We start from the raw sequence: 19,576 nt of genomic DNA, 5'->3' as shown, positions 1-19,576 counted from the left end.
CGACGGACGACTCGGCGCTGGCGAACCGCTATAACCAAACCGAGTCTGTTCAACTAAAGGAGTAAATGATGGCGAAAATCAATAGCGTAATGGTCGGTGAGTCCCTGGTTGGCGAAGGCAACGAAGTGGCCCATATCGATCTGATCATGGGCCCGCGCGGCAGCGCCGTTGAAACGGCGTTCTGCAATGGCCTCGTCAACAACAAGGACGGCTTCACTTCCCTGCTGGCTGTCGTGGCGCCCAATCTGCCCTGCAAGCCCAACACCATGATGTTCAACAAGGTGACCATCAAGGGTGCCAAGCAGGCCGTTCAGATGTTCGGCCCGGCCCAGCGCGGCGTGGCGATGGCTGTCGCGGATTGCGTGGAAGACGGCACCATTCCGGCCGATGAAGCGGACAATCTGTTCATCTGCGTGGGCGTGTTCATCCACTGGGAAGCCGAGGACGACGCCAAAATCCAAGACTACAACTACGAAGCTACCAAGCAATCCATCAAGCGCGCTATTGCCGGCGTACCCAAGGCGGCTGAGGTGGTTGCCCAGAAAGCGAAGGCCGGCCACCCCTTCGCCGCGCATATCTAATCGGGAGAGCGGGCGTGATTTGCAAGGAATGTGGGGCCATGGTGAGCGAACTCGACAACGGGCACCTGCTCGCCTGCAGCGGCCTCACCTTGCAGGAGTATGCATTACGTCACGCCTTGCCGCTCGACCTGCTGGTATCGCCGGACAGGATCGAGGCAGGCGCCGCGCAGGCGGAGCTCCCGCTCATGCCTGTCGCCGTGCCTGATGAGACGGCACGGGCCGTGCTGGCCGGCTTACGCCTGGCAGGCAAGGTCCATGATGCCGGATCGGTCTGTTTCGTCGAGGGTGAGGTTTCCTGGCTGGATCTGCTGTTCTGCGATCTGGCGCAACTCGCTCCCTACGGCTTCCGGTTTCATCAGGAATATCACTACGCGCCTGGCACCCACCGGGTCGTGGCGAAGAACCGCCTGGTGACTCAAAAACGCAATCTGGTCGGCCCCTGGCTCCCCGCCAGGGTGCCTCCACCGGAACAACACCTGAAATATGCAACCTATCTGGCTCATGCAGCCGAACTGCATGCCGGATTTTTATTCCTGCCTTTCGCTTCGAACGACGAAGCCGAAGCGGCAGCCGAATTCCTCTCGCGCGAATTGAGCGTGCGCACCCGCCATCTGGCTACCGGCACGCCGCTGCTGCGCACGCTGACCAAGGCCGATACGACGCGCCTGCTGGACAGCCTGCGCGGCGAGCTCGAAGCCATGCCCGGCGTCTGGCCGCGTTTCCATCCGGATACACCGGAGGTCACAGTGAGCAAGGAGGTCGTGTTCGATTCCGCCCACTTCCTCACCGACCATCCCGCCAAATGCAGCAACCTGCATGGCGGACGCTACGTTCTGCACGTCAAGGTACGCGGGCAGATCGACCCGATCACCGGCTGCGTGCTGGATTACGGCTATCTCAAGCGCGTGGTCAACACCCGCGTGGTGGAGCGCTTCGACCACCACACCCTCAACTACGCCGGGTCGGAACTGGCCTGGCGCTCCACCACGGAATTGCTGAGCGTGTACATCTGGGAACAGCTCATCGATTTCCTGCCCGAACTGATCGAGCTGACCCTGTACGAAACGCCGCAGTCATGGTGCCAGTACAGCGGCCCTGATCTGGAAACCTGGCAGCGCCAGGGCAGCCAGCCGCTGCTGGGTCGATTTACCGATCCGGCGCTGGGACACTCGCCCTGGCGTCACTGGCTGCGGACGTGGGATGAGCAGCATGAAAAGCGTCAAGCTCAGGGCGACTGAGTCTGCCGTCGTGCAGGGCCGATGCCAGGAGGACACCGGCCGCCCCGGCCCGGGCCAATGCGGCCAAATCGTCAATCTGGCGTACGCCGCCCGCCGCATACATGCGGCAGGCAGTATTCAGGCGCTGCAACTGCGTCAGCCGGGCCAGATCGGGCCCGGCATCCATGCCCACGCGCGCCAGTGTCATGACGATCACCTCCGCGGGCCAGCGTTCGGGGTATTGCAGCAAAGTGGCCGAACCGAGAAAATCGTCCCCCCGGAAATCCAGCGACAGCACGCCCTGCGCCGGCCATGCGTCGCGTTCCGGAAGAACCGCGAGGCTCTCGGTGCCCAGCACCGGCCGTCCCCGACCTGCCGCGTGCCAGGCTTCGGCCGCCGCCGCATCGGAAAAGCCGCCATCCACCCAGAATTCGAGATCCGGGTGCAATCGCTGCAGCCCCTCCACTACACTTCCGTGGTTGCCCCGTCCCAGGATGGCATCCAGGTCGGCGATATAGATCCGCCGGAACGGATACAGTGCGAGCAGTCCCTCCACCACCGCCTCGGGACGGCTGGAATCGCACAAGGCCGATTCCAGCGGCCAGTATTCGTCGCGCCGGCCGCCAAAAGCACGCACAACCTGCCCGTCCATCAGGTCGAGTACGGGGATAAGCGCTAGGGAGGCGGGCATGAAAGTGTTTGTTTTCGAGTATGTGACGGGAGGAGGGTTCGCCAGTATGGCGCTGCCTGGGTTTTTACACGATGGCGAAGTCATGTGGCAAGCGCTGGTCGACGACTTGCGCGCCCTCGATGGCGTGGACGTGCTGACGCTGCGGGACTGCCGCCTGCCTCGGCCTGCCATGGACAAGGTGGAGATCATCGAGACGGAGGCCCATCGCTTCAGTGAGGATTACCGGCATTGTCTCACGCTGTCGGATGCAGTATGGCCGGTCGCGCCGGAAGAGGCCGGGATCCTCGAATCCCTGAACCAGGAAATCCTGACTGCAGGCAAGCGCCTCCTGGGCTGCCGGCCCGACGCCGTGCGCATCGCAGCCAGCAAACATGCCACCGCACAACGGCTGGGCCACGCGGGAATTCCCGTGGTCCCCACGTCCACCTCGCCATTCCCGATGACGACGAAAGGTCCGGTGGTGGCCAAGCCTGACGAGGGCGCCGGCTGTCAGGACACCATGTATTTCTACAACCAGGCCTCAGCCGAGGAATGGACGCTGGAAGAAGGAAGCGCGGGATTTGTTTTTCAGCCATTTCTTTCTGGCGAGCCGCTATCCCTGTCCGTGTTGTGTCAGCCGGGCAGCTGCCAATTGCTGTCGGTCAACAGGCAGCACATCCGGCTGGAAGACGGCCAACTGCGCTTCCACGGCGTGACGCCCCACGCACTGCCCGATCCGGATGGACGCTATGCCAGCCTGGCCCTGCACGTGGCCTCCGCCATCCCCGGCCTGTGGGGGTATGTGGGGATCGACCTGATCGATACGGAAAGCGGACCGGTGGTTCTGGAAGTGAATCCCCGCCTCACCGTCTCCTATGCCGGTCTTCACTCGATGCTGGGATTCAATCCTGCCGGGAAAGTCCTGGCCCTGCCGGACCATCAGCCCATGAGCGCGTTGCCGCCGGCCAATCTGATGAACGATACGCGCGTAGCGCGCCCCCTATGAACGCGCCGACACGCATATCGCCCATGAATGAAGCCGTGATCGGATGGGATGTCGGCGGCGCGCATCTGAAAGCCGCACGGATCGAGCGCGACGGCACGGCCTCCGGCGTCTGGCTCGTGCCCTGCGCGCTATGGCGCGGTCTCGATCATCTGCACCAGGCCATCGACCGGATCGAGGCCACGATGCAGGCAAGCGATGCCTGCGTGCATGCCGTCACCATGACCGGAGAAATGGTCGACCTGTTCGAAACGCGGCAAGCCGGTGTGCAGGCCCTGGTCGCCCTGCTGAGTCAGCGCCTGGGCGTCGGCAGGGTGCATTTCTATGCCGGCGGCCAGGGTTGGTACGATGCCATCGAGGCCAGCCAGTATGCCGGGCGCGTTGCCTCCGCCAACTGGCATGCCACGGCCCACCTGGTTTCGACCTGCATCAGCGAGGCCCTGCTGGTCGATATCGGTAGCACCACCACGGACCTGATTCCCATCCGGGACGGGTTGGTGGCCACCCCCAGCAGCAGCGACCGCGACCGCTTGTCCGCCGGTGAACTGGTCTACACCGGCGTGGCCCGCACACCGCTCATGGCCTTGGCAAGCGAAGCCCCGGTGGCCGGACAGTTCACGCCACTGATGGCAGAGCATTTCGCGACCAGTTCGGATATCTACCGGATCCTCGGCCTGCTCCCCGAAAAAGCCGATCTGCATGACGCCGCGGATGGCGGTGCCAAGACCCCCGCAGCCAGCCGGATGCGTCTCGCTCGCATGGTGGGGCGCGATGCCTGGGAGTTGCCTGACAAGGCGTGGGCCGAACTGGCGGCCTGGTTTGCGGATGCCCAGATGGCCCAGATCGGGCGCGCGGTGCGGCAGGTATTGTCGCGCGAGATGCTCGCTGCAGGCGCCCCGCTGGTCATCGCAGGCGTCGGTGGATTCCTCGGCCCGCGGCTCGCTGCCCGGATCGAGCGACCGGTGATCAATTTCTCGCAGATTCTGGCCGCCCGCGCCCATCAGGATATGATTGACGGATGTGCCCCTGCCGTCGCGGTGGGACGGCTGCTCACAACCCACCGCCACCCTCCGGGCATTACGCCTGCGGACATACCATGCGGATAAGCGCTCTTCCTTATTGCCCCGACAGTGCCGAACGCTTCGAGGCCATCGCCGACGAACCCTGGTCGGTATTTCTCGACAGCGGACGTCCACGTTCCACCATGGGACGCTTCGACATCCTGGCAGCGCGCCCCTATGTCACGCTGGTGACCCGGGGCGGCATGACCGAAATTCGTGAACGCGACCAGCCGACGCTCTCCCCGGCGGACCCTTTCGAGCTGCTGCGCCGTTATCTCGCGGTGGACGGACACCCCACGGCACTCCCGTTCTCGGGCGGCGCGATCGGCTATTTCGGCTACGACCTCGCCCGCCGCATCGAGCAACTGCCCAGCCACGCGCGTGACGCCGAAGCCATCCCCGACATGGCAATCGGCATCTACGACTGGGCCGTCATCGTCGATCATGCGCAACGCGCCAGCTGGCTCGTCGGCTCCGGGCGCGACGCCCGGACCGACGCCAGCTGGAACGAATTAATCGCTCTGTTCAGCGACACGCCGCACGTCACGGCGCGGCGTCCTTTCCAGGTCGGGCCAGTCAGCTGCAACTTCACGCCCGACAGCTACCGCCAGGCATTCTCACGCATCCAGCATTACATCCGCGCTGGCGACTGCTACCAGGTCAACCTGGCTCAGCGCTTTGTTGCCGAAGTCAACGGCGACCACTGGCTGGGATACCAGACGCTGCGCCGTCTCAACCCGGCTCCCTATTCGGCCTATCTCAATTTCCCGGGTGCGCGCATTCTCTCCTCCTCGCCAGAACGTTTTCTGGAAGTGAAGCAGGGACGGGTGGAGACCAAGCCGATCAAGGGCACGCGCCCCCGTGCCGCCGCACCCGAAGCCGATTCGGCACTGGCCCGCGAACTGCGCGACAGCACCAAGGACCGCGCAGAGAACCTGATGATCGTCGACCTGCTGCGCAACGATCTGGGCAAGGTGTGCCAAGCGGGTTCGGTGGCCGTGCCCAAGCTGTTCGAGGTCGAGAGTTTTGCGACCGTGCACCATCTGGTCAGCACCGTCACCGGCCGTCTCGACCGGGACATCGACGCGGTGGGCCTGCTGCGTGCGGCCTTCCCGGGCGGCTCCATCACCGGCGCGCCAAAAATCCGCGCCATGGAAATCATCGAGGAGCTCGAGCCGAACCGTCGCGGTGTCTACTGCGGCGCCGTCGGCTGGCTGGGATTCAATGGCGACATGGATACCAATATCGCCATCCGCACGATGGTCAGCTCGGATCATTCGCTGCGTTTCTGGGCAGGCGGTGGTCTGGTCGCCGATTCCCGCGCAGACGACGAATATCAGGAATGCCTCGACAAGGCATCGGCCATGTTGAAATTGATGCGGGAATGCGGAGGCCATCTGGAAGACGGACAATGCTCCGGGTTGTGAAACTGGGCGGCAGCCTGTACCGCGTTCCCGAGCTCGCACAGTGCCTCGAGGCGCTGGCCGCCGCAGGCGGCGAAACCGTGCTGGTACCCGGCGGCGGCCCTTTTGCCGACGTCGTGCGCACAGTCCAGACGCATTCCGGGATCAGCGATGCCGCCGCACACCACATGGCCATCCTGGCCATGGAGCAGTATGGCCTGATGCTATGCGACCTGAACCCCAGCCTGGTTCCTGCCGACAGTCTGGGAAACATCGGCCATGCGTTAAGACAGGGGTTCACGCCCGTCTGGATGCCGGCTGAGATGTGCCGGCATGCGGCCGAGCTTCCGCAAAACTGGTCCGTCACATCCGACAGCCTGGCCGCGTGGCTGGCGATCCAGCTGTCGGCCGACAATCTCACGCTGGTCAAGTATGGACAGCCCACCGATACCGATCCCCTTGCGATGGCCGCGTCGGGCTGGGTGGACCAGGGCTTCCCCGCCTTTGCAAACGCATTCGACGGAAGCCTCCGGGTACTGGACTTCCATGGGGCCAGCACGATCTCGGCCTGGCTGGCCGAACCGGACTGATCGGAAGACACCGATGATCAAGACACGCAACGGACTGGAACAGGGCAGCGTCAGGAACATGCTGTATTTCCTCTGCGCTTTGCCTGTCTGGGCAATTACCGCTGGGGCGACCGAGACGAGCCGCGATCCTGAAACCGGCCTGAAAAGCTGGCAGGTCGAGACACGCGGCATCCAGGTTCGTCTGACGCAGATCAGCCCCGATCAGGCGCGGGCCTTCTATCAGGCGCGCGGCTTCACCCCGGAACAGGCAGAAGACTATGCGTCCAGCTGCGTCTTCATGACGGTCGTCCGCAATATCGGCACCCTCCCGATCGAACACCGCCTGGCCGACTGGCGTTACGTCGCCGCCGACGGCAAGGCTCGCGCCCTCCGCAGCAAGGCTGAATGGGATGCGACATGGGTCGACCGCGGAGTCTCCGAGCCTGCTCGAATCGCATTTGCCTGGGCCCAGTTCCCCGCGACCCAGACCTTTCACGCGGGGGACTGGAATCAGGGCATGACAACCTACCAGCTTCCGCGCGGCAGCCGCTTCAACCTGATCGTCAACTGGCGCGCGGGTGACGCAGGACGCAAAACAACGCTCGAAAATGTGAGGTGTACGGATGAAATTCAGTAGCATGATGGGCGCTCTGCTCATGACAATGGGCATAACGACCTTCGCGGCGGATCTGCCCGCCTTGTCCCACAGCCTGACCGAGCAGGCCACGAAAGCACCGGCTCCGGTGCTGGCCCTGAAGGATCTCGATGGACAGTTGCACGACCTGGCCAGCCTCAAGGGCAAGGTCGTCCTGGTCAATTTCTGGGCGACCTGGTGCCCGCCCTGCCGCCGCGAAATGCCATCCATGGATCGCCTTGCACGCAAGCTGGCCGGCACACCGTTCGTCGTGCTTGCGGTGGACATCGGCGAAGATGCCGATACCATTCACACTTTCATCGGCCAGCTGGACGCGACGCCTTCGTTCCCCATCCTGCTCGATCCGCATGCCCGGATCATGCAAACCTGGAAAATCTCCGGCCTGCCCACGACCTACCTGATCGACCCGCAGGGACGTATCGCCTACAGTGCGGTGGGCGGCCGCGAATTCGACCATCCGGAAATCGAACGCCAGGTGCGTGCCCTGCTCAAACCCTAGGACCTTCATGTCATTTGACCGGGAAAGCCTGGCCCTGCTGGACGAAGCCCTGGCCGTACTGGCGGACGGCTTTCGCCATCTACCCGATGTCCCGCAGACTCTCGACGTTGCGCAACTACGCGAACCCCTGCTCGCCGCAGCCCGCCGGCTGCAGGACAACGCGCCCTACCATCATCCGCTCTACGTCGGGCACATGCAGAAGCCGCCGCACCCTGTCGCGCGGCTGGCCTACACGCTGACTCTCTGGCTCAACCCGAACAACCATGCCTACGATGGCGGGCGTGCCAGTTCGATCATGGAGCAGGAAGCCATTGGCGAAATCGCGCGCATGATCGGTTGGACCGACAGCCAGGGGCATCTGTGCGGCGGCGGCACGCTGGCCAATTTCGAAGCGCTCTGGGTCGCGCGCGAGCAGCATCCCGGCAAGGCGATTGCCGCTTCCAGCCAGGCGCACTACACCCACGAACGTCTGTCCGGCGTGCTCGGCGTACCGTTCCGTTCCATCGCGGCCGACGCGCATGGACGCATGGATGCAGCCGCCTTGGAAGACGCCTTGCAGGACGGCACGATCGGCACGGTGGTCGTCACGCTGGGCACGACCGCAACCGGCGCCGTCGATCCCCTCGGGCGGATCCTCGCCCTGCGCGCGCGTCACACGTTCCGGATTCATGTCGACGCCGCCTACGGCGGCTACTTCACGTTGGCTGACAACCTGGACGCCGACACCCGGCAGGCGTTCGACTGTGTTGCGCAGGCCGACTCCCTCGCCATCGACCCGCACAAGCATGGACTCCAGCCCTATGGCTGCGGCTGCGTGCTGTTCCGCGATCCCGCCGTCAGGCACCACTACCGCCACGACTCGCCCTACACCTACCTGAGTTCGGACGACCCGCATCTGGGCGAAATTTCCCTGGAATGCTCCCGCCCAGGGGCCGCGGCCGTGGCGCTGTGGGCCACCCAGCGCCTGCTGCCGCTGGTGCCCGGCGGGGCCTTCGCGCAAGACCTGGCGGCCGGCCGCATGGCTGCCCTGGCCTTGTATCATGCCCTGGCCGGCGACGCGCGTTTCGCCCCGCTCTTTCCGCCCCCGCTCGACATCGTCGTCTGGGCAGTCCGGGCCGACATTGCCAGCCAGGCATCCCTGCGCGCGCGCGCCTTGCATGCCGCTGCCAGGGAACACGACCTGCATCTGGCGCTCGTCACCCTGCCCAGGGCCATGCTGGAGACCTGCGCACCGGTACGAACCTGGGATACAGACACGCTGACCTGCCTGCGTGCCTGCGTGATGAAACCCGAACACCGTGAATGGATGGACGAGATATTGGCGCGCCTGGATACTGCTGCTGCGCTTGTCAGGTAAACGTGCCAAAGACTTCGCCGCCGCGGTCGTTCCGTCGTTCTCCCACGCCATCCACTCACAGATGCGAAGGTCCATCGCTGACGAGATACGCCATTCCCGGGACTGATCGGTTTGAGTGGCTCGCTTGATCCACTCGTTTTCAAATCGCCACGTTTGCTTGGATGATAGGGATTCCATGCACATTCAATTCGGGAATGCGCTCTTTAAGAATCCGCATCGGCAGGCTTAATATGTCGGTCATTCAAGGTAAGGATCGAAAATGACGCTCGTCAAGTCAGCACTGCTTCTACTATTACTTGCCATCCTTGGCACCGGCATATTCATAGGGTCGGGCGCATACAACCCTGGCGCCGACAGTCCGCACTGGAAAATCACCTACACGCTGATGCAAGCTGCGCGCGAACGTTCCGTCGAACACCATGCCTCCGCCATCGCGCTGCCCACCAATCTCGATGATCCGGACGTGATCCTGAAAGGCGCGGGCCAATATGCCGCAATGTGCACCAGTTGCCATCTGGCACCGGGAATGCGGGATACCGAACTGCGTCCCGGCTTGTATCCCACGCCGCCCAATCTGAGCAAGGACAGCGTAGAACCCCGGGAAGCATTCTGGGTCATCAAGCACGGCCTCAAGATGAGCGCGATGCCGGCTTGGGGAATGAGTCATGACGATCCGACGATCTGGAGCATGGTCGCCTTCCTGAAGAAACTTCCCAGCATGACCCCTGCGCAATACAAGGAGATGGTCGCCAAGGCACCACCAGACGACGATATGGAGCCAGCGGACGGGAACGGTTCCGATGGCCACACGCATGTCCACGAGTGAGTGGTCCGGCTCACCTGCCCGCTAACGCCCGGTCGAGCTGTGGCTTCTGTTGGGCGAATGTTCCGTAAAAAAACGACGCGCCGATGACCGTGATGGGAGCTACCCGAACCCCATAGCGCGACTTGGCTTCATCTGCCATGCCCGGGGCGGTGATGTCGCGTTCTTCGAAAGGGATGCCACGCTCTCTGAGATAGTGCTTCACCGCGGCGCAATCGGGGCAGCCGGGACTGATGTAGACGATGACGTTTGCATTCATGATGTGATCGTTTCAGGAAAGGGAAATTCAGGCCAGCTTGCGCGTCCGCAGCACCTTGATCTGGAACAGCGTGTTGCGTTCGTCCTCTTCCAGCGCGGCACGGATGTGCTGCACCGTGGCTTGGTAGCGCGGGATGATGTTGTATTTCAACGCGTTGACCCGCTTCTGAGTCTTGCGGCTGGCGGCAAGTAGCCGCCACAGCGCATTTTCAGCCTCGCCCAACCGCGCCAGCGTCACCGTCAGCTCCCTCAATCGCAAACGCGCTTCGTCGAAGCTGACGTCGGTCCACATCAGGCCCACCGGTTGCAAGGGCAGCGGCTCGGCGGACACGCTGGGATACTCCACACCGACGCTGGAACGCGCCACCACCTTGATCGTCACCGCCGGCTTCAATCCAACCGACGCCTGGCGCAGCATCTGCTCACCCATGCGCATCTGCACAATGCCGAGCCAACGGTAGGCCTCGGCAAGTTCGCGCTGGGTCTGCGCGCGCAGTTCGCGGTATTGCGCCAGCCGTTCATACACCAGCCGGGTCAGCAGGTCGCGTTTCTTTTCCAGCATCTGCCGGCCCTGCTCCAGAAAACGCGCCTGCCTGCCGACCTGCAGCAACGCGCTTTTCGTGGGCGGGACGGGGAGGCGTTTTTTCATTGTTGGTAAGCGGTAAGCGGTGAGGAGTGAGCGGCAAGGACGGCAGTGAAACGGAGTTTCCCGCTCACCGCTTCCTGCTCACCCCTCACCCATTCCATCACGCTGCCCCCTTGTGATATTTCGCCAGTTCTTCCTCCGACACCCGAATCAGCGATTCCGGCGGCAGCATGGAAAGCAGGTCCCAGGCAAGGTTGAGCGTTTCATGGATGCTGCGGTCCTCGTCCTCGCTCTGGTTGATGAAGCGGCGTTCGAAGGCGTCGGCGAACGCCAGGGTGCGGCGATCGGCGTCGGAGAGTTCCTCGGCGCCGATGATGGCGGCCAGCCCCCGCACTTCCAGTGCCTTGGCGTAGCTGGCGAACAGCTGGCTGGCGACGCGGGGGTGATCCTCGCGGGTGAAGTTCTTGCCGATGCCGTCCTTCATCAATCGGGACAACGAAGGCAGCACGGTCACCGGCGGGTAGACGCCCTGGTTGGACAGCTCGCGCCCGAGCACGATCTGGCCTTCCGTGATGTAGCCGGTGAGGTCGGGGATCGGATGGGTGATGTCGTCCGACGGCATCGACAGCACCGGAATCATGGTGATGGAGCCGCGCCGGTTCTTGATGCGCCCTGCCCGCTCGTAGAGCTCGGCGAGATCGGAATACAGATAACCGGGGTAGCCTTTGCGCGCCGGCACGTCGCCGCGCAGCACCGCCACTTCGCGCAGCGCCTCGGCATAGGCGGTCATGTCGGTCATCACCACCAGCACATGGTAGTCGAGGTCGAACGCCAGGTATTCGGCCGCGGTGAGGGCGGCGCGCGGTGTCAGCAGGCGTTCGATCACCGGCTCGTCGGCGAGGTTGAGGAACATCACCACCTTGTTGAGCACCCCGCTTTCTTCGAAGCTTTCCTGGAAGAAGCGGGCGTCGGCGTGCGAAGCGCCGAAGGCAGCGAACACCACCACGAACTCGGCTGCTTCCTCGCCCAGCAGTTTTGCCTGGCGTACGATCTGCGCCGCCACCCGGTTGTGCGGCAGGCCGCCGCCGGAAAAGATCGGCAGTTTCTGCCCGCGCGTCAGCGAATTCATGCCGTCGATGGCGGAGATGCCCGTCTGGATGAATTCGCGCGGGTAGGCACGCGCCGCCGGGTTGAGCGGCTCGCCGTTGATGTCGCGACGGTCGGCGGATATGACCGGCGGGCGCCCGTCGCATGGCCGGCCGGAACCGTTGAACACGCGGCCGAGCATGTCGCGCGACACGGGCAACTTGTAGGGCTCCTCCAGGAAACGTACCCAGGTTCGTTCCAGATCGAGTGCGTCGGTCCCCTCGAACACCTCCACCAGCACGGCATCATTGGCGCTGCGGATGACCAGGCCGGAACGCACCCGGCCGGCATGGTCGCGCAGTTGCACGCGCGAGCCGGCTGCCACGCCAGGCACGCCGGCCATGACGACGAGCCCCCCCTGGGCGGAAGCGGCGGTGCGGAATTCGATGTTCTTCATGGCCGGATCTCTTCCATCGCTGAAGACGGGGCAGCGGGCGCATATTCCAGCAACAATGGCTCGAAGGCCGCCGGGATCGCAGCAATCTTCGCCTTCAATGCTTCGAGGTCGTCCGAGCTGTGCTGACTCTTCCAGCGTCGCGCCTGGGCCAGCAGCGGCATCTGGATCAGGCGCCGGGCCGGCGCGCCGAGCTTCACCAGTTTCATGCCCTGGCGATGGATATCGAGCAATGCCGTCAGCAGCGCGAACTGCTTCTCGGGCGAGGCAAAGCTGTCGACCTCGTCGGTGGCGGCCTGCTGCAGCAAGCCCTCCTTGATCAAACTGGCGGCTTCCAGCGTCCATCGCTGCTCGGAAGATAGCGCCTCGACCCCGACTAGGTTGACGATGCGCTGCAGCTCCTCGGATGCGGCGAGCAGATCCAGCGCGGCGGCACGCGCGGCTTCCCAACCCGGATCGATGTTGTCCGCCCACCACTTCGCAGCGGAACTCACGTAGCCCGAGAAGCTTTCCAGCCAGTCCACCGCCGGGTAATGGCGGGCATCGGCCAGCTCCTTCGACAGCGCCCAAAAGGTCTGGATGATTTCCTTGGTATGGCTGGTCACCGGCTCCGAGAAGTCGCCGCCCGGCGGCGACACCGCGCCGATCAGCGTGACCGAGCCGTGGTCGCCGGCGAGGGTTTCCACCCGTCCGGCGCGTTCGTAAAAAGCCGCCAGGCGCGAGCCGAGATAGGCCGGATAGCCCTCCTCCACCGGCATCTGGCCCAGCCGGCCGGCGACCTCGCGCAGCGCCTCGGCCCAGCGGCTGGTGGAATCGGCCACCATCACCACGTCGTACCCCTGGTCGCGGAAATATTCCGCCAGCGTGATGCCGACATAGATCGAGGCCTCGCGCGCCACCACCGGCATGTTGGAGGTGTTGGCCACCAGCAGGGTGCGTTCCATCAGCGGCCGGCCGGTGTGCGGGTCCGTAAGCGTGGGCATGGATTCGAGCACGTCGGTCAGTTCGTTGCCGCGTTCGCCGCAGCCGACATAGATGACGATCTGGGCGTTGCACCAGCGTGCGACCTGGTGTTGCAGCATGGTCTTGCCGGCACCGAACGGGCCCGGGATCGCCGCCTTGCCGCCCTTCAGCAAGGGATAGAAGGTGTCGAGGATGCGCTGGCCGGTGATCAGCGGCGCGACGGCATGATCGCGCTGCCTGAACGGGCGCGGCGTGCGTACCGGCCAGCGATGGAACAGGTGCAGCTTCTCGATGCGGCCGTCGGCGAGTCTCACCCGGCCGATCACGTCCTCCACGGTGTGCTCGCCTTCCGGCGCCAGTTCCAGCAATTCGCCCTGGACCTGCGGCGGGACCAGGATGCGGTGCTGGATCGATTCGGTTTCCTGCACCGTGCCCAGCACCTCGCCGCCGAACAGGGGCATGCCGGCACGACGCCCGGGATCCGGCACAAAATGCCAGCGCCGGTCGCGCGGCAATGACGCCACCGCGACGCCGCGGGCGATGCGATCGCCGCTCTGTTCCCACATCGCCTGCAAGGGGCGCTGCACGCCGTCGAAAATGCCGCCCAGCAAGCCCGGTCCGAGTTCCACCGACAATGGCCAACCCAGGCCTTCCGCTTCCTCGCCCGGACACAACCCGGCGGTGTCCTCGTACAACTGTGCCAGCGCCGTATTGCCGTCGCGGCTGATGACTTCGCCTACCAGGCCCAGGCGTCCGACCCGCACCTGTTCGCCGAGCACCGTCTGCGGCAGTTCGAGTTTGACCAGAGGGCCGTTGATTTCGAGGATTTTGCCCATGTTTCCTATCCGTGAATCAGCGTGCCAAGGTCGGGAGCGCTGGCGAACAGGCGTTCCATCGTCACGCGAGCCAGTTCGTCGGCCAGGCGCGCGTGGCGGGCTTCGACCGTTTGGTCGTATTGGGCGCGATTGTCAGCCAGCCGTACCCGGATGCCGCCTTCGCTGGGTTGTCCGTGCGTGGCGAGCGTGACGCTGCGCCCCGGCGCTGCACGCGCGCGCATTTCATTCCACCGCGGTGTCAGGCGCCTTTCGTCTTCAGGTCGGACTTCCGCCACCAGATCGCCCGGGGGCAGGGCTTGCGCCGCCGCGGCCAGCCAGGCTTCGAGCACGTCCAGATAACGTGTTTCGTCCTGCACCAGATGCCGGAAAGCAATCTTGACCTCGGCCAGCGCGGACTCCGTGAGCGCCCAGCGCAGCCGGTCGAGTTCGGCTGCCAGCCGCGTTTCCGCCGCTTGGCCTTGCCGCCGCACCAGCCGCTCAGCCTCGACCTTGGCGCCCAGTACTTCATGCTCACCGGCCAATTTCAGCTTCTCAGCCGATTCGGCGAGCATGCGTGAGCGCGTCGATTCGGCATTCTGCAGAAGTTCGCGCGCCAGCGTCCCGGCCTGCTGCAGTAGCGCCTGCTCGAGTTGAGAGACCTGCACATCGGATTCCATTTTTTCTCCATATTCAATAGCTTGAGCAACAAGTTTCATGTTGAAAGTCACAAGACTGGTTGCCAGCTTTTCCTTGTAACTTGTATCTTGCAACTTGCAGCTACTTCAGCGCATCCGGTCCGAGGACGGCCCGCACCACGTCGTCGACCGCCGGCGCGTAATCCTGAGGCGAGGGCAAGGGCGGCAGTTCGGTGATGACGATGCGCCCGCCTTCGTTGCGCAGGCGATTGAGCCAAGGGCCACCGGCATGGGCCAGTGGGGTCTCCAGCAGCACCAATGCCGCCTCGCCGCTCCGCACCAGTTGCTCCAGCACCGTTTCCACGGTGGTGGGTTCGGCATCGGCGTACACTTCGGCGCCGATCAGACTGAAACCGTCGGCGAGGCCGGCGCTACCCAATACAATCAGACGCGCGCTATCGGACGGGCTGCCGGATCCAGACGGCATCGGCTCAGAGCTTGCCGAGCAGCAGGATAGACATGACCAGGCCGTAAATCGCAATCCCCTCGGCCAGCCCCATGTAAACCAGGGTGCGGCCGAACATTTCCGGCTTTTCGGCGATCACCGCCAGTGCCGCGGAGCCGATCGGCCCCAGCGCCATCGCCGCGGCAATGGCCGCCAGTCCGGTCGGCAGGCCGATGCCGAGCAAGGCCAGACCCTGCCCCAGGGTGATTTCCCGCGCGGCCGTCGCGGTCGCTTCGGCCGCCATGACCTCCTGCACGCCCATCAGCATGACACCGGCGACCCCTAGCCCGAACAGTGCCAGATTGGCCAGCAGGCCGCCCTTCAGCATGCCTGCCGATACGCGTCGCGGTTTCAGCGTCAGCCAGAGGCCCGCGCCCAGCGTCGCCGCCACCGGCAAGCTCATCAATACAATCATCCAGGCCATGTTTTTCTCCTTTTTGCGAGTGAACGGTGAGCGGTGAGCAGCGGGCGGAAGACAACTCCGCTCACTGCTCACGGCTTACCCCTCACGCCTTCTCGATTCGCAACGGCACGAACTCTCTTCCGTCTCCGCTGAAGAAGCGCGAGAACCCCTCGTAATACATCAGACGCAGTGCCTGGATCGCAACGATGCCGCCTTCCAGTACGATGATGACGATATTGCCCAGCACAAGCGTGACCCCATGGCCGACCATGCCGAGGCCGTGCGCCAGGGTGAAGACCGCCAGCGCCAGCGCCACATGGTTGAGGCTGAAGGCCGCCACGCGCATGAACGACAGCGTATTCGAAAACAGGTTGATCGCGGTTTCCAGCGTTTCGATGAAAGTGACCAGCATGCGCTCCCCCAATCCCGCCCGGGTTTCATGCCACTTGAATGCCGCCACCCCGGCGATTCCCAGCCCGGCCAGTATCCAGGCTGTTTGCGCGACATCCGCCACGCCGGCCAGGCTCGCCAGGACGCCGACGGCGCCGAGATAGAATGCCAGGCCGGCCAGGCCACTGGAATCGAACAACGCCTCGCCACCCCGTCCGGCCGCCCATTTGTTGCGTACGTTGACCAGCAGCGTGAACACGATGAAACTGACGCCGAACGTCACCGCTATCGTCAACACGCGGATCGGATCGTGCAGCGGCGACAGCCAGCGCGGCGAGACGATGTCCTCGTAGCCGAAGACGCTGCCGTAGAAAAAACCGAATAGCATCGACACGGCGCCGGCGGCCACGCCTATCCAGACCATCTGGCCGAGGCGCCGCGCGAATGCCAGCGCCAACAGCAGGATCGCCGCGCCGTGGCCGATGTCGCCGAACATGGCGCCGAACAGTAGCAGGTAGGTGACGGCGAATGGCAACGCCGGGTCGAATTCGCCATAACGCGGAACCCCATAGCTTTTCACCAGCGGCACGAAGGGCTTGAGCCAGCCCGGATAGCGCACCAGCGATGGCACCTCGGCCGCATCGCCGGCCGTAAGTTCGCGCGGGTCGAGCCAGTAGCGGCCGTGCAGGCGCGCGTCCAGGGTTTCACGCAATTCATCCAGCTGTCGGCGCGGGATCCAGCCCGACAAGGCAGCCAGCCCACCGCGGCCGAGTATGCCTGCCTGTGCGGCCTCGGCCAGTGGACGCGCCAGGGCCAGACGCAACCGTGCTTCATGCAGGCGCGGACCGAATTGTTCGCGCAGTCCGTCCCGGACCTGGCAGGCTGCCCCGGTTTGCATGTTCAAGCGCATGCGCTCGGCTTCCAGCCAGGCGCGTGCCGCCTGCGGATGGGTACGTAGTTCGTCTGGTACCGGCAGTTCGCGCCAGCCTGCCTGAGCCAGCAGGCCGCGTACTTCGTTCCGACGGCTGCGCGGCCCGGCAATCACCGCGAACACCTGTTCGCCAGCCTGATCGAAACGCGACACCAGATACCCGGTCATGGACAAGGCTTCGGTCACCCGTTTGAGTTCCGCCCCCGGCAAGCTGCCGATGCTCGCCGACAGCAGACTGTCGGGACGCAGCAGGTATGCCAGATTCACATTCAACCCTTCCAGCTTGGCCAGCGTGTCCTCAAGCGTCCCGAGGTGGCTGCGCGCATCCTCGATCCTTGCCTCATTCCCATGGCAATCGAGGCAGTCTTTCCATACCTCTTTCAGCCAGTGGTTCAGTTCCTGCAGATCGGCGAGCGACGGTGCTTCGGCGTCCGCCGGTAGGTTCAGGGGGCCCGTGTCGCCGCATTCCTCCTGCAGCTTGGACAAGCGGGCTTCCGCTTCGAGCCAGGCTTCGCGATACGCAGCCGCAGGCGATTCAGCAAGCGCGGTCTCCCTGCACGGCGCCGGATTGAACACGCCGAAGCGGGCCAGCGCCAGGGCGGCATCCTGCGCTTCGGACGCCAACACCAGCAATTGAATCCTGAGCAGGGGTTCGGCGCGCAGCATCAGTTGAGCTCGGCAGGTGCGCGTCGCAGTGCCAGACGGATATCGTCGTCAGGCAAGCCGAGATGGCGCCCGCGCAGTACCGCACGAACGGCGCGCAGGTCACGTTCGCGCAGGATCAGGTAGGCGAACGCGCGGGCGATGCCGGGCGCGCGGGAACGAAGCACCCGCAAGGCCTGTTCGGCGGCGACATGTTCCATGCGCGCGAAAACATCGGGCACGTCCGTCGCACCCGCCAGACGGGCCTGCCACGCGGCAGGCAGCGCGGCCAGCACGGCCTCCAGGCTGTCCTGCGCAGCGAGATCCCGTAGCCGCGCGCCGGACAAGTTGTAATGCGACGCCACCAACAGGTAATACACCTCGGCAGGCGGCAATCCGTAGTTGAAGCGGTAACGCAACAGCCAGACCAGGTTGATGCGGTCGATGAGATTGGCCATGAGACTGCGGAACGGCGCACCCACCGCCTCTTCTAGCGGCTGGGCGCGCTGGACCAGGCCTTCGTAGTAGCCGCGATCGAGCGCGGCATCGAGGCTGAACGGATCGCGGCTCTGTTCGAACGCGCGCCGCGCGCGACGCACGATGCCAGCATAGGGACCGGCCTCCAGGCGGCGCAACAGTTCGCCGATATCCTCGGCGTGCGCCAGGTCCTGGTTGTCCAGACGGCCGAATGTCCCCATCGGAATCAGCCGGGCGAGGATGGCCGCGGGACGCTCGTTGGTCATCTTGCTGCGCAGCATGGTCTTTACGTTGGACATCTCGAAGCGCGCCGTCCAGAAGGTCAGAAACGCACGCGCCGCCCCGGATTGGGGCCGGACCAGTACGCGCGTCTCGTCCAGGATCTGGGCGATGATGCGCTGCTCCAGCGAGCGGGGATCCTGGGCCCCGCTGGCCCGGTCGTACCCCGTTGCCAGTTGCGGCAATCCGTGCCCGATCAGCCTTTCTGCCACAGTGCCCTCCGGCGCCTCGATCAGCGCCGTCAGTGCATCGTCCGGCCACAGGCGGCCGGCATACAGACTGACGCGGGTATCGAGGTAAGCGGACATGGCAGCGGGCTGACGCGATTCGGGGGCCCTGTCCCTCAGGTTGTCCGGGAAACCTTCATAAGGTCGGATCGAGTAACAGGGCCAGCGCCGCATCCACGGCTTCGGACTCGTGGCGGGCGGCCAGTTCGCGCAGCATGCGTTGACGCTCGCCGTATTTGCGCGTCAGTTCGGCCACCATCTGGTCGGCACGTCCCTGCGCTTCGTGCAGGTAAGGCGCGCGCAACTCGGCTCGCCCGGCGTCGAAACGTGCCTCAGCGCCGCGCACGGCAGCCAGCGCGTCGTCCATCATGCGCTGGCGCTCCTGGCTGGCGTCATCAATGACCGCTTGCGCACGGGCCTCGGCGTCGAGCAGTCTTTGCAGCGAATCATCCACCCGATTGACTTCCTTCAGTCCGGTTCAGAAATGGCCCGGCGCATGCCGTCCGATCACGCCAGGACCAGCAAGGCCGCACCGGTAGCCGCGATGCCGATGCCCGCCATCCGCATCGCGCGCCGGCCCAGCAGGCCGCCGGCAATGCCCACGCCATGCAGGCAAGCCGTGGCCAACACGAAACCCAGGGCATACAGTATGGGCGACATGGCCTGCGGCATTTCCATTCCATGCGCATAGCCATGGAAGAGTGCGAACACGCCGGCGATGCCCATGCCGACGATGACGGAGGCGCGCTGTTGCGTGGCGACCAGCAACCCAAGCAGCAGCACCGACAGCGCGACGGCCGTCTCGACATGCGGCAGCGCCCCCCCTGTCCAGGCCAGCATGCCCCCCATGCCCATCGCACCGACAAACGCCGCCGGCACCGCCCACAGCGCCCGCCCACCTTGCTGCGCGGCCCACAGGCCGACCGCGATCATGGCGAACAGGTGGTCCACACCCAGAAACGGATGCGCGAAGCCGCCGGCGAAACCGGTCGGAGGGTGGCCGGGGTGTGCGTATGCCGTGCCCGCAAACAGGCAGAGGGCAGTCAGGACGATCGTGCGCGAGTAGTTCATCGGTTTCATTGCATGC

General features: G+C 64.7%; 22 protein-coding genes. 10 read left to right on the top strand and 12 right to left on the bottom strand.

The genetic code is table 11. The annotated features are described in order from the left end of the window. The first annotated feature begins 68 nt into the window (after positions 1–68). Both fae and B058_RS17280 read left to right on the top strand, forming a co-directional pair. Entirely contained in the window at positions 69–581 is a 513-nt protein-coding gene (gene fae / locus B058_RS0108610; protein ID WP_018508074.1) for a formaldehyde-activating enzyme, read from the top strand. A gap of 38 nt (positions 582–619) precedes the next feature. Then, a complete protein-coding gene (locus B058_RS17280; protein WP_018508073.1) occupies positions 620–1,819 on the top strand; it encodes a 6-pyruvoyl trahydropterin synthase family protein in 1,200 nt (399 codons plus the stop codon). On the opposite strand, the gene B058_RS0108600 is transcribed toward B058_RS17280, so the two are convergent. Continuing rightward, positions 1,728–2,489 (bottom strand): HisA/HisF-related TIM barrel protein, encoded by a 762-nt coding sequence (locus B058_RS0108600; RefSeq protein ID WP_026240764.1) that lies wholly within the window; start codon positions 2,487–2,489, stop codon positions 1,728–1,730. The two genes, B058_RS17280 and B058_RS0108600, sit on opposite strands and share 92 nt — an antisense overlap. Here B058_RS0108600 and B058_RS0108595 point away from each other — a divergent pair. From B058_RS0108595 to B058_RS16700, 8 genes are all read left to right on the top strand, one after another. Continuing rightward, on the top strand, positions 2,488–3,474 hold the full coding sequence (locus B058_RS0108595) for an ATP-grasp domain-containing protein (protein WP_157265704.1): 987 nt from the start codon (positions 2,488–2,490) through the stop codon (positions 3,472–3,474). The genes B058_RS0108600 and B058_RS0108595 overlap by 2 nt on opposite strands. Before the next feature lie 23 nt (positions 3,475–3,497). Continuing rightward, positions 3,498–4,577: a hydantoinase/oxoprolinase family protein gene (locus B058_RS0108590; protein ID WP_157265701.1), complete on the top strand. Its 1,080-nt coding sequence runs from the start codon at positions 3,498–3,500 to the stop codon at positions 4,575–4,577. Then, positions 4,568–5,959: an aminodeoxychorismate synthase component I gene (gene pabB, locus B058_RS0108585; protein ID WP_018508069.1), complete on the top strand. Its 1,392-nt coding sequence runs from the start codon at positions 4,568–4,570 to the stop codon at positions 5,957–5,959. The genes B058_RS0108590 and pabB overlap by 10 nt, the downstream gene beginning before the upstream one ends. Next, a complete protein-coding gene (locus B058_RS0108580) occupies positions 5,944–6,525 on the top strand; it encodes an amino acid kinase family protein (protein ID WP_018508068.1) in 582 nt (193 codons plus the stop codon). The genes pabB and B058_RS0108580 overlap by 16 nt, the downstream gene beginning before the upstream one ends. 13 nt (positions 6,526–6,538) lie before the next feature. Then, entirely contained in the window at positions 6,539–7,141 is a 603-nt protein-coding gene (locus tag B058_RS0108575; RefSeq protein WP_018508067.1) for a hypothetical protein, read from the top strand. 19 nt (positions 7,142–7,160) lie between these two features. Next, complete coding sequence (locus B058_RS0108570) at positions 7,161–7,658, top strand: TlpA family protein disulfide reductase (protein ID WP_245539277.1); 498 nt, start codon at positions 7,161–7,163, stop codon at positions 7,656–7,658. 7 nt (positions 7,659–7,665) lie between these two features. Then, positions 7,666–9,015 (top strand): pyridoxal phosphate-dependent decarboxylase family protein, encoded by a 1,350-nt coding sequence (locus tag B058_RS0108565; RefSeq protein ID WP_018508065.1) that lies wholly within the window; start codon positions 7,666–7,668, stop codon positions 9,013–9,015. A 259-nt stretch (positions 9,016–9,274) separates the two neighbouring features. Further along, a complete protein-coding gene (locus B058_RS16700; protein ID WP_018508064.1) occupies positions 9,275–9,841 on the top strand; it encodes a c-type cytochrome in 567 nt (188 codons plus the stop codon). A 10-nt stretch (positions 9,842–9,851) separates the two neighbouring features. Here the strand turns inward: B058_RS16700 and B058_RS0108555 are convergent, their stop codons facing one another. From B058_RS0108555 to B058_RS0108505, 11 genes are all read right to left on the bottom strand, one after another. Beyond that, positions 9,852–10,097: a glutaredoxin family protein gene (locus tag B058_RS0108555; protein ID WP_018508063.1), complete on the bottom strand. Its 246-nt coding sequence runs from the start codon at positions 10,095–10,097 to the stop codon at positions 9,852–9,854. Positions 10,098–10,124: 27 nt separating this feature from the next. Then, a complete protein-coding gene (locus B058_RS0108550) occupies positions 10,125–10,745 on the bottom strand; it encodes a V-type ATP synthase subunit D (protein ID WP_026240760.1) in 621 nt (206 codons plus the stop codon). Between the two features lie 97 nt (positions 10,746–10,842). Then, positions 10,843–12,225: a V-type ATP synthase subunit B gene (locus B058_RS0108545; protein WP_018508061.1), complete on the bottom strand. Its 1,383-nt coding sequence runs from the start codon at positions 12,223–12,225 to the stop codon at positions 10,843–10,845. Beyond that, positions 12,222–14,021: a V-type ATP synthase subunit A gene (locus tag B058_RS16695; RefSeq protein WP_018508060.1), complete on the bottom strand. Its 1,800-nt coding sequence runs from the start codon at positions 14,019–14,021 to the stop codon at positions 12,222–12,224. Before B058_RS16695 ends, B058_RS0108545 begins: the two co-directional genes overlap by 4 nt. A gap of 5 nt (positions 14,022–14,026) precedes the next feature. Next, positions 14,027–14,677, bottom strand: a complete 651-nt coding sequence (locus B058_RS0108535) for a V-type ATP synthase subunit E (RefSeq protein ID WP_018508059.1) — start codon at positions 14,675–14,677, stop codon at positions 14,027–14,029. Between the two features lie 100 nt (positions 14,678–14,777). Next, positions 14,778–15,122, bottom strand: a complete 345-nt coding sequence (locus tag B058_RS16690; protein WP_051082055.1) for a V-type ATP synthase subunit F — start codon at positions 15,120–15,122, stop codon at positions 14,778–14,780. Positions 15,123–15,126: 4 nt separating this feature from the next. Next, entirely contained in the window at positions 15,127–15,564 is a 438-nt protein-coding gene (locus tag B058_RS0108525) for an ATP synthase subunit C (protein WP_018508057.1), read from the bottom strand. Positions 15,565–15,646: 82 nt separating this feature from the next. Next, on the bottom strand, positions 15,647–17,530 hold the full coding sequence (locus tag B058_RS0108520) for a V-type ATP synthase subunit I (protein WP_018508056.1): 1,884 nt from the start codon (positions 17,528–17,530) through the stop codon (positions 15,647–15,649). Beyond that, positions 17,530–18,570 carry a V-type ATPase subunit gene (locus B058_RS0108515; RefSeq protein ID WP_018508055.1) on the bottom strand — a complete coding sequence of 347 codons (1,041 nt, stop codon included), beginning with the start codon at positions 18,568–18,570 and terminating at the stop codon, positions 17,530–17,532. The genes B058_RS0108520 and B058_RS0108515 overlap by 1 nt, the downstream gene beginning before the upstream one ends. 55 nt (positions 18,571–18,625) lie before the next feature. Beyond that, positions 18,626–18,943 carry a hypothetical protein gene (locus B058_RS0108510; protein ID WP_018508054.1) on the bottom strand — a complete coding sequence of 106 codons (318 nt, stop codon included), beginning with the start codon at positions 18,941–18,943 and terminating at the stop codon, positions 18,626–18,628. Between the two features lie 53 nt (positions 18,944–18,996). After that, entirely contained in the window at positions 18,997–19,569 is a 573-nt protein-coding gene (locus B058_RS0108505) for a HupE/UreJ family protein (protein ID WP_157265698.1), read from the bottom strand. Positions 19,570–19,576: the final 7 nt, after the last annotated feature.

It is taken from the genome of Thiobacillus thioparus DSM 505 (assembly GCF_000373385.1).
Lineage (GTDB): Bacteria > Pseudomonadota > Gammaproteobacteria > Burkholderiales > Thiobacillaceae > Thiobacillus > Thiobacillus thioparus.
This window is presented reverse-complemented; position numbering and strand designations above follow the sequence as displayed.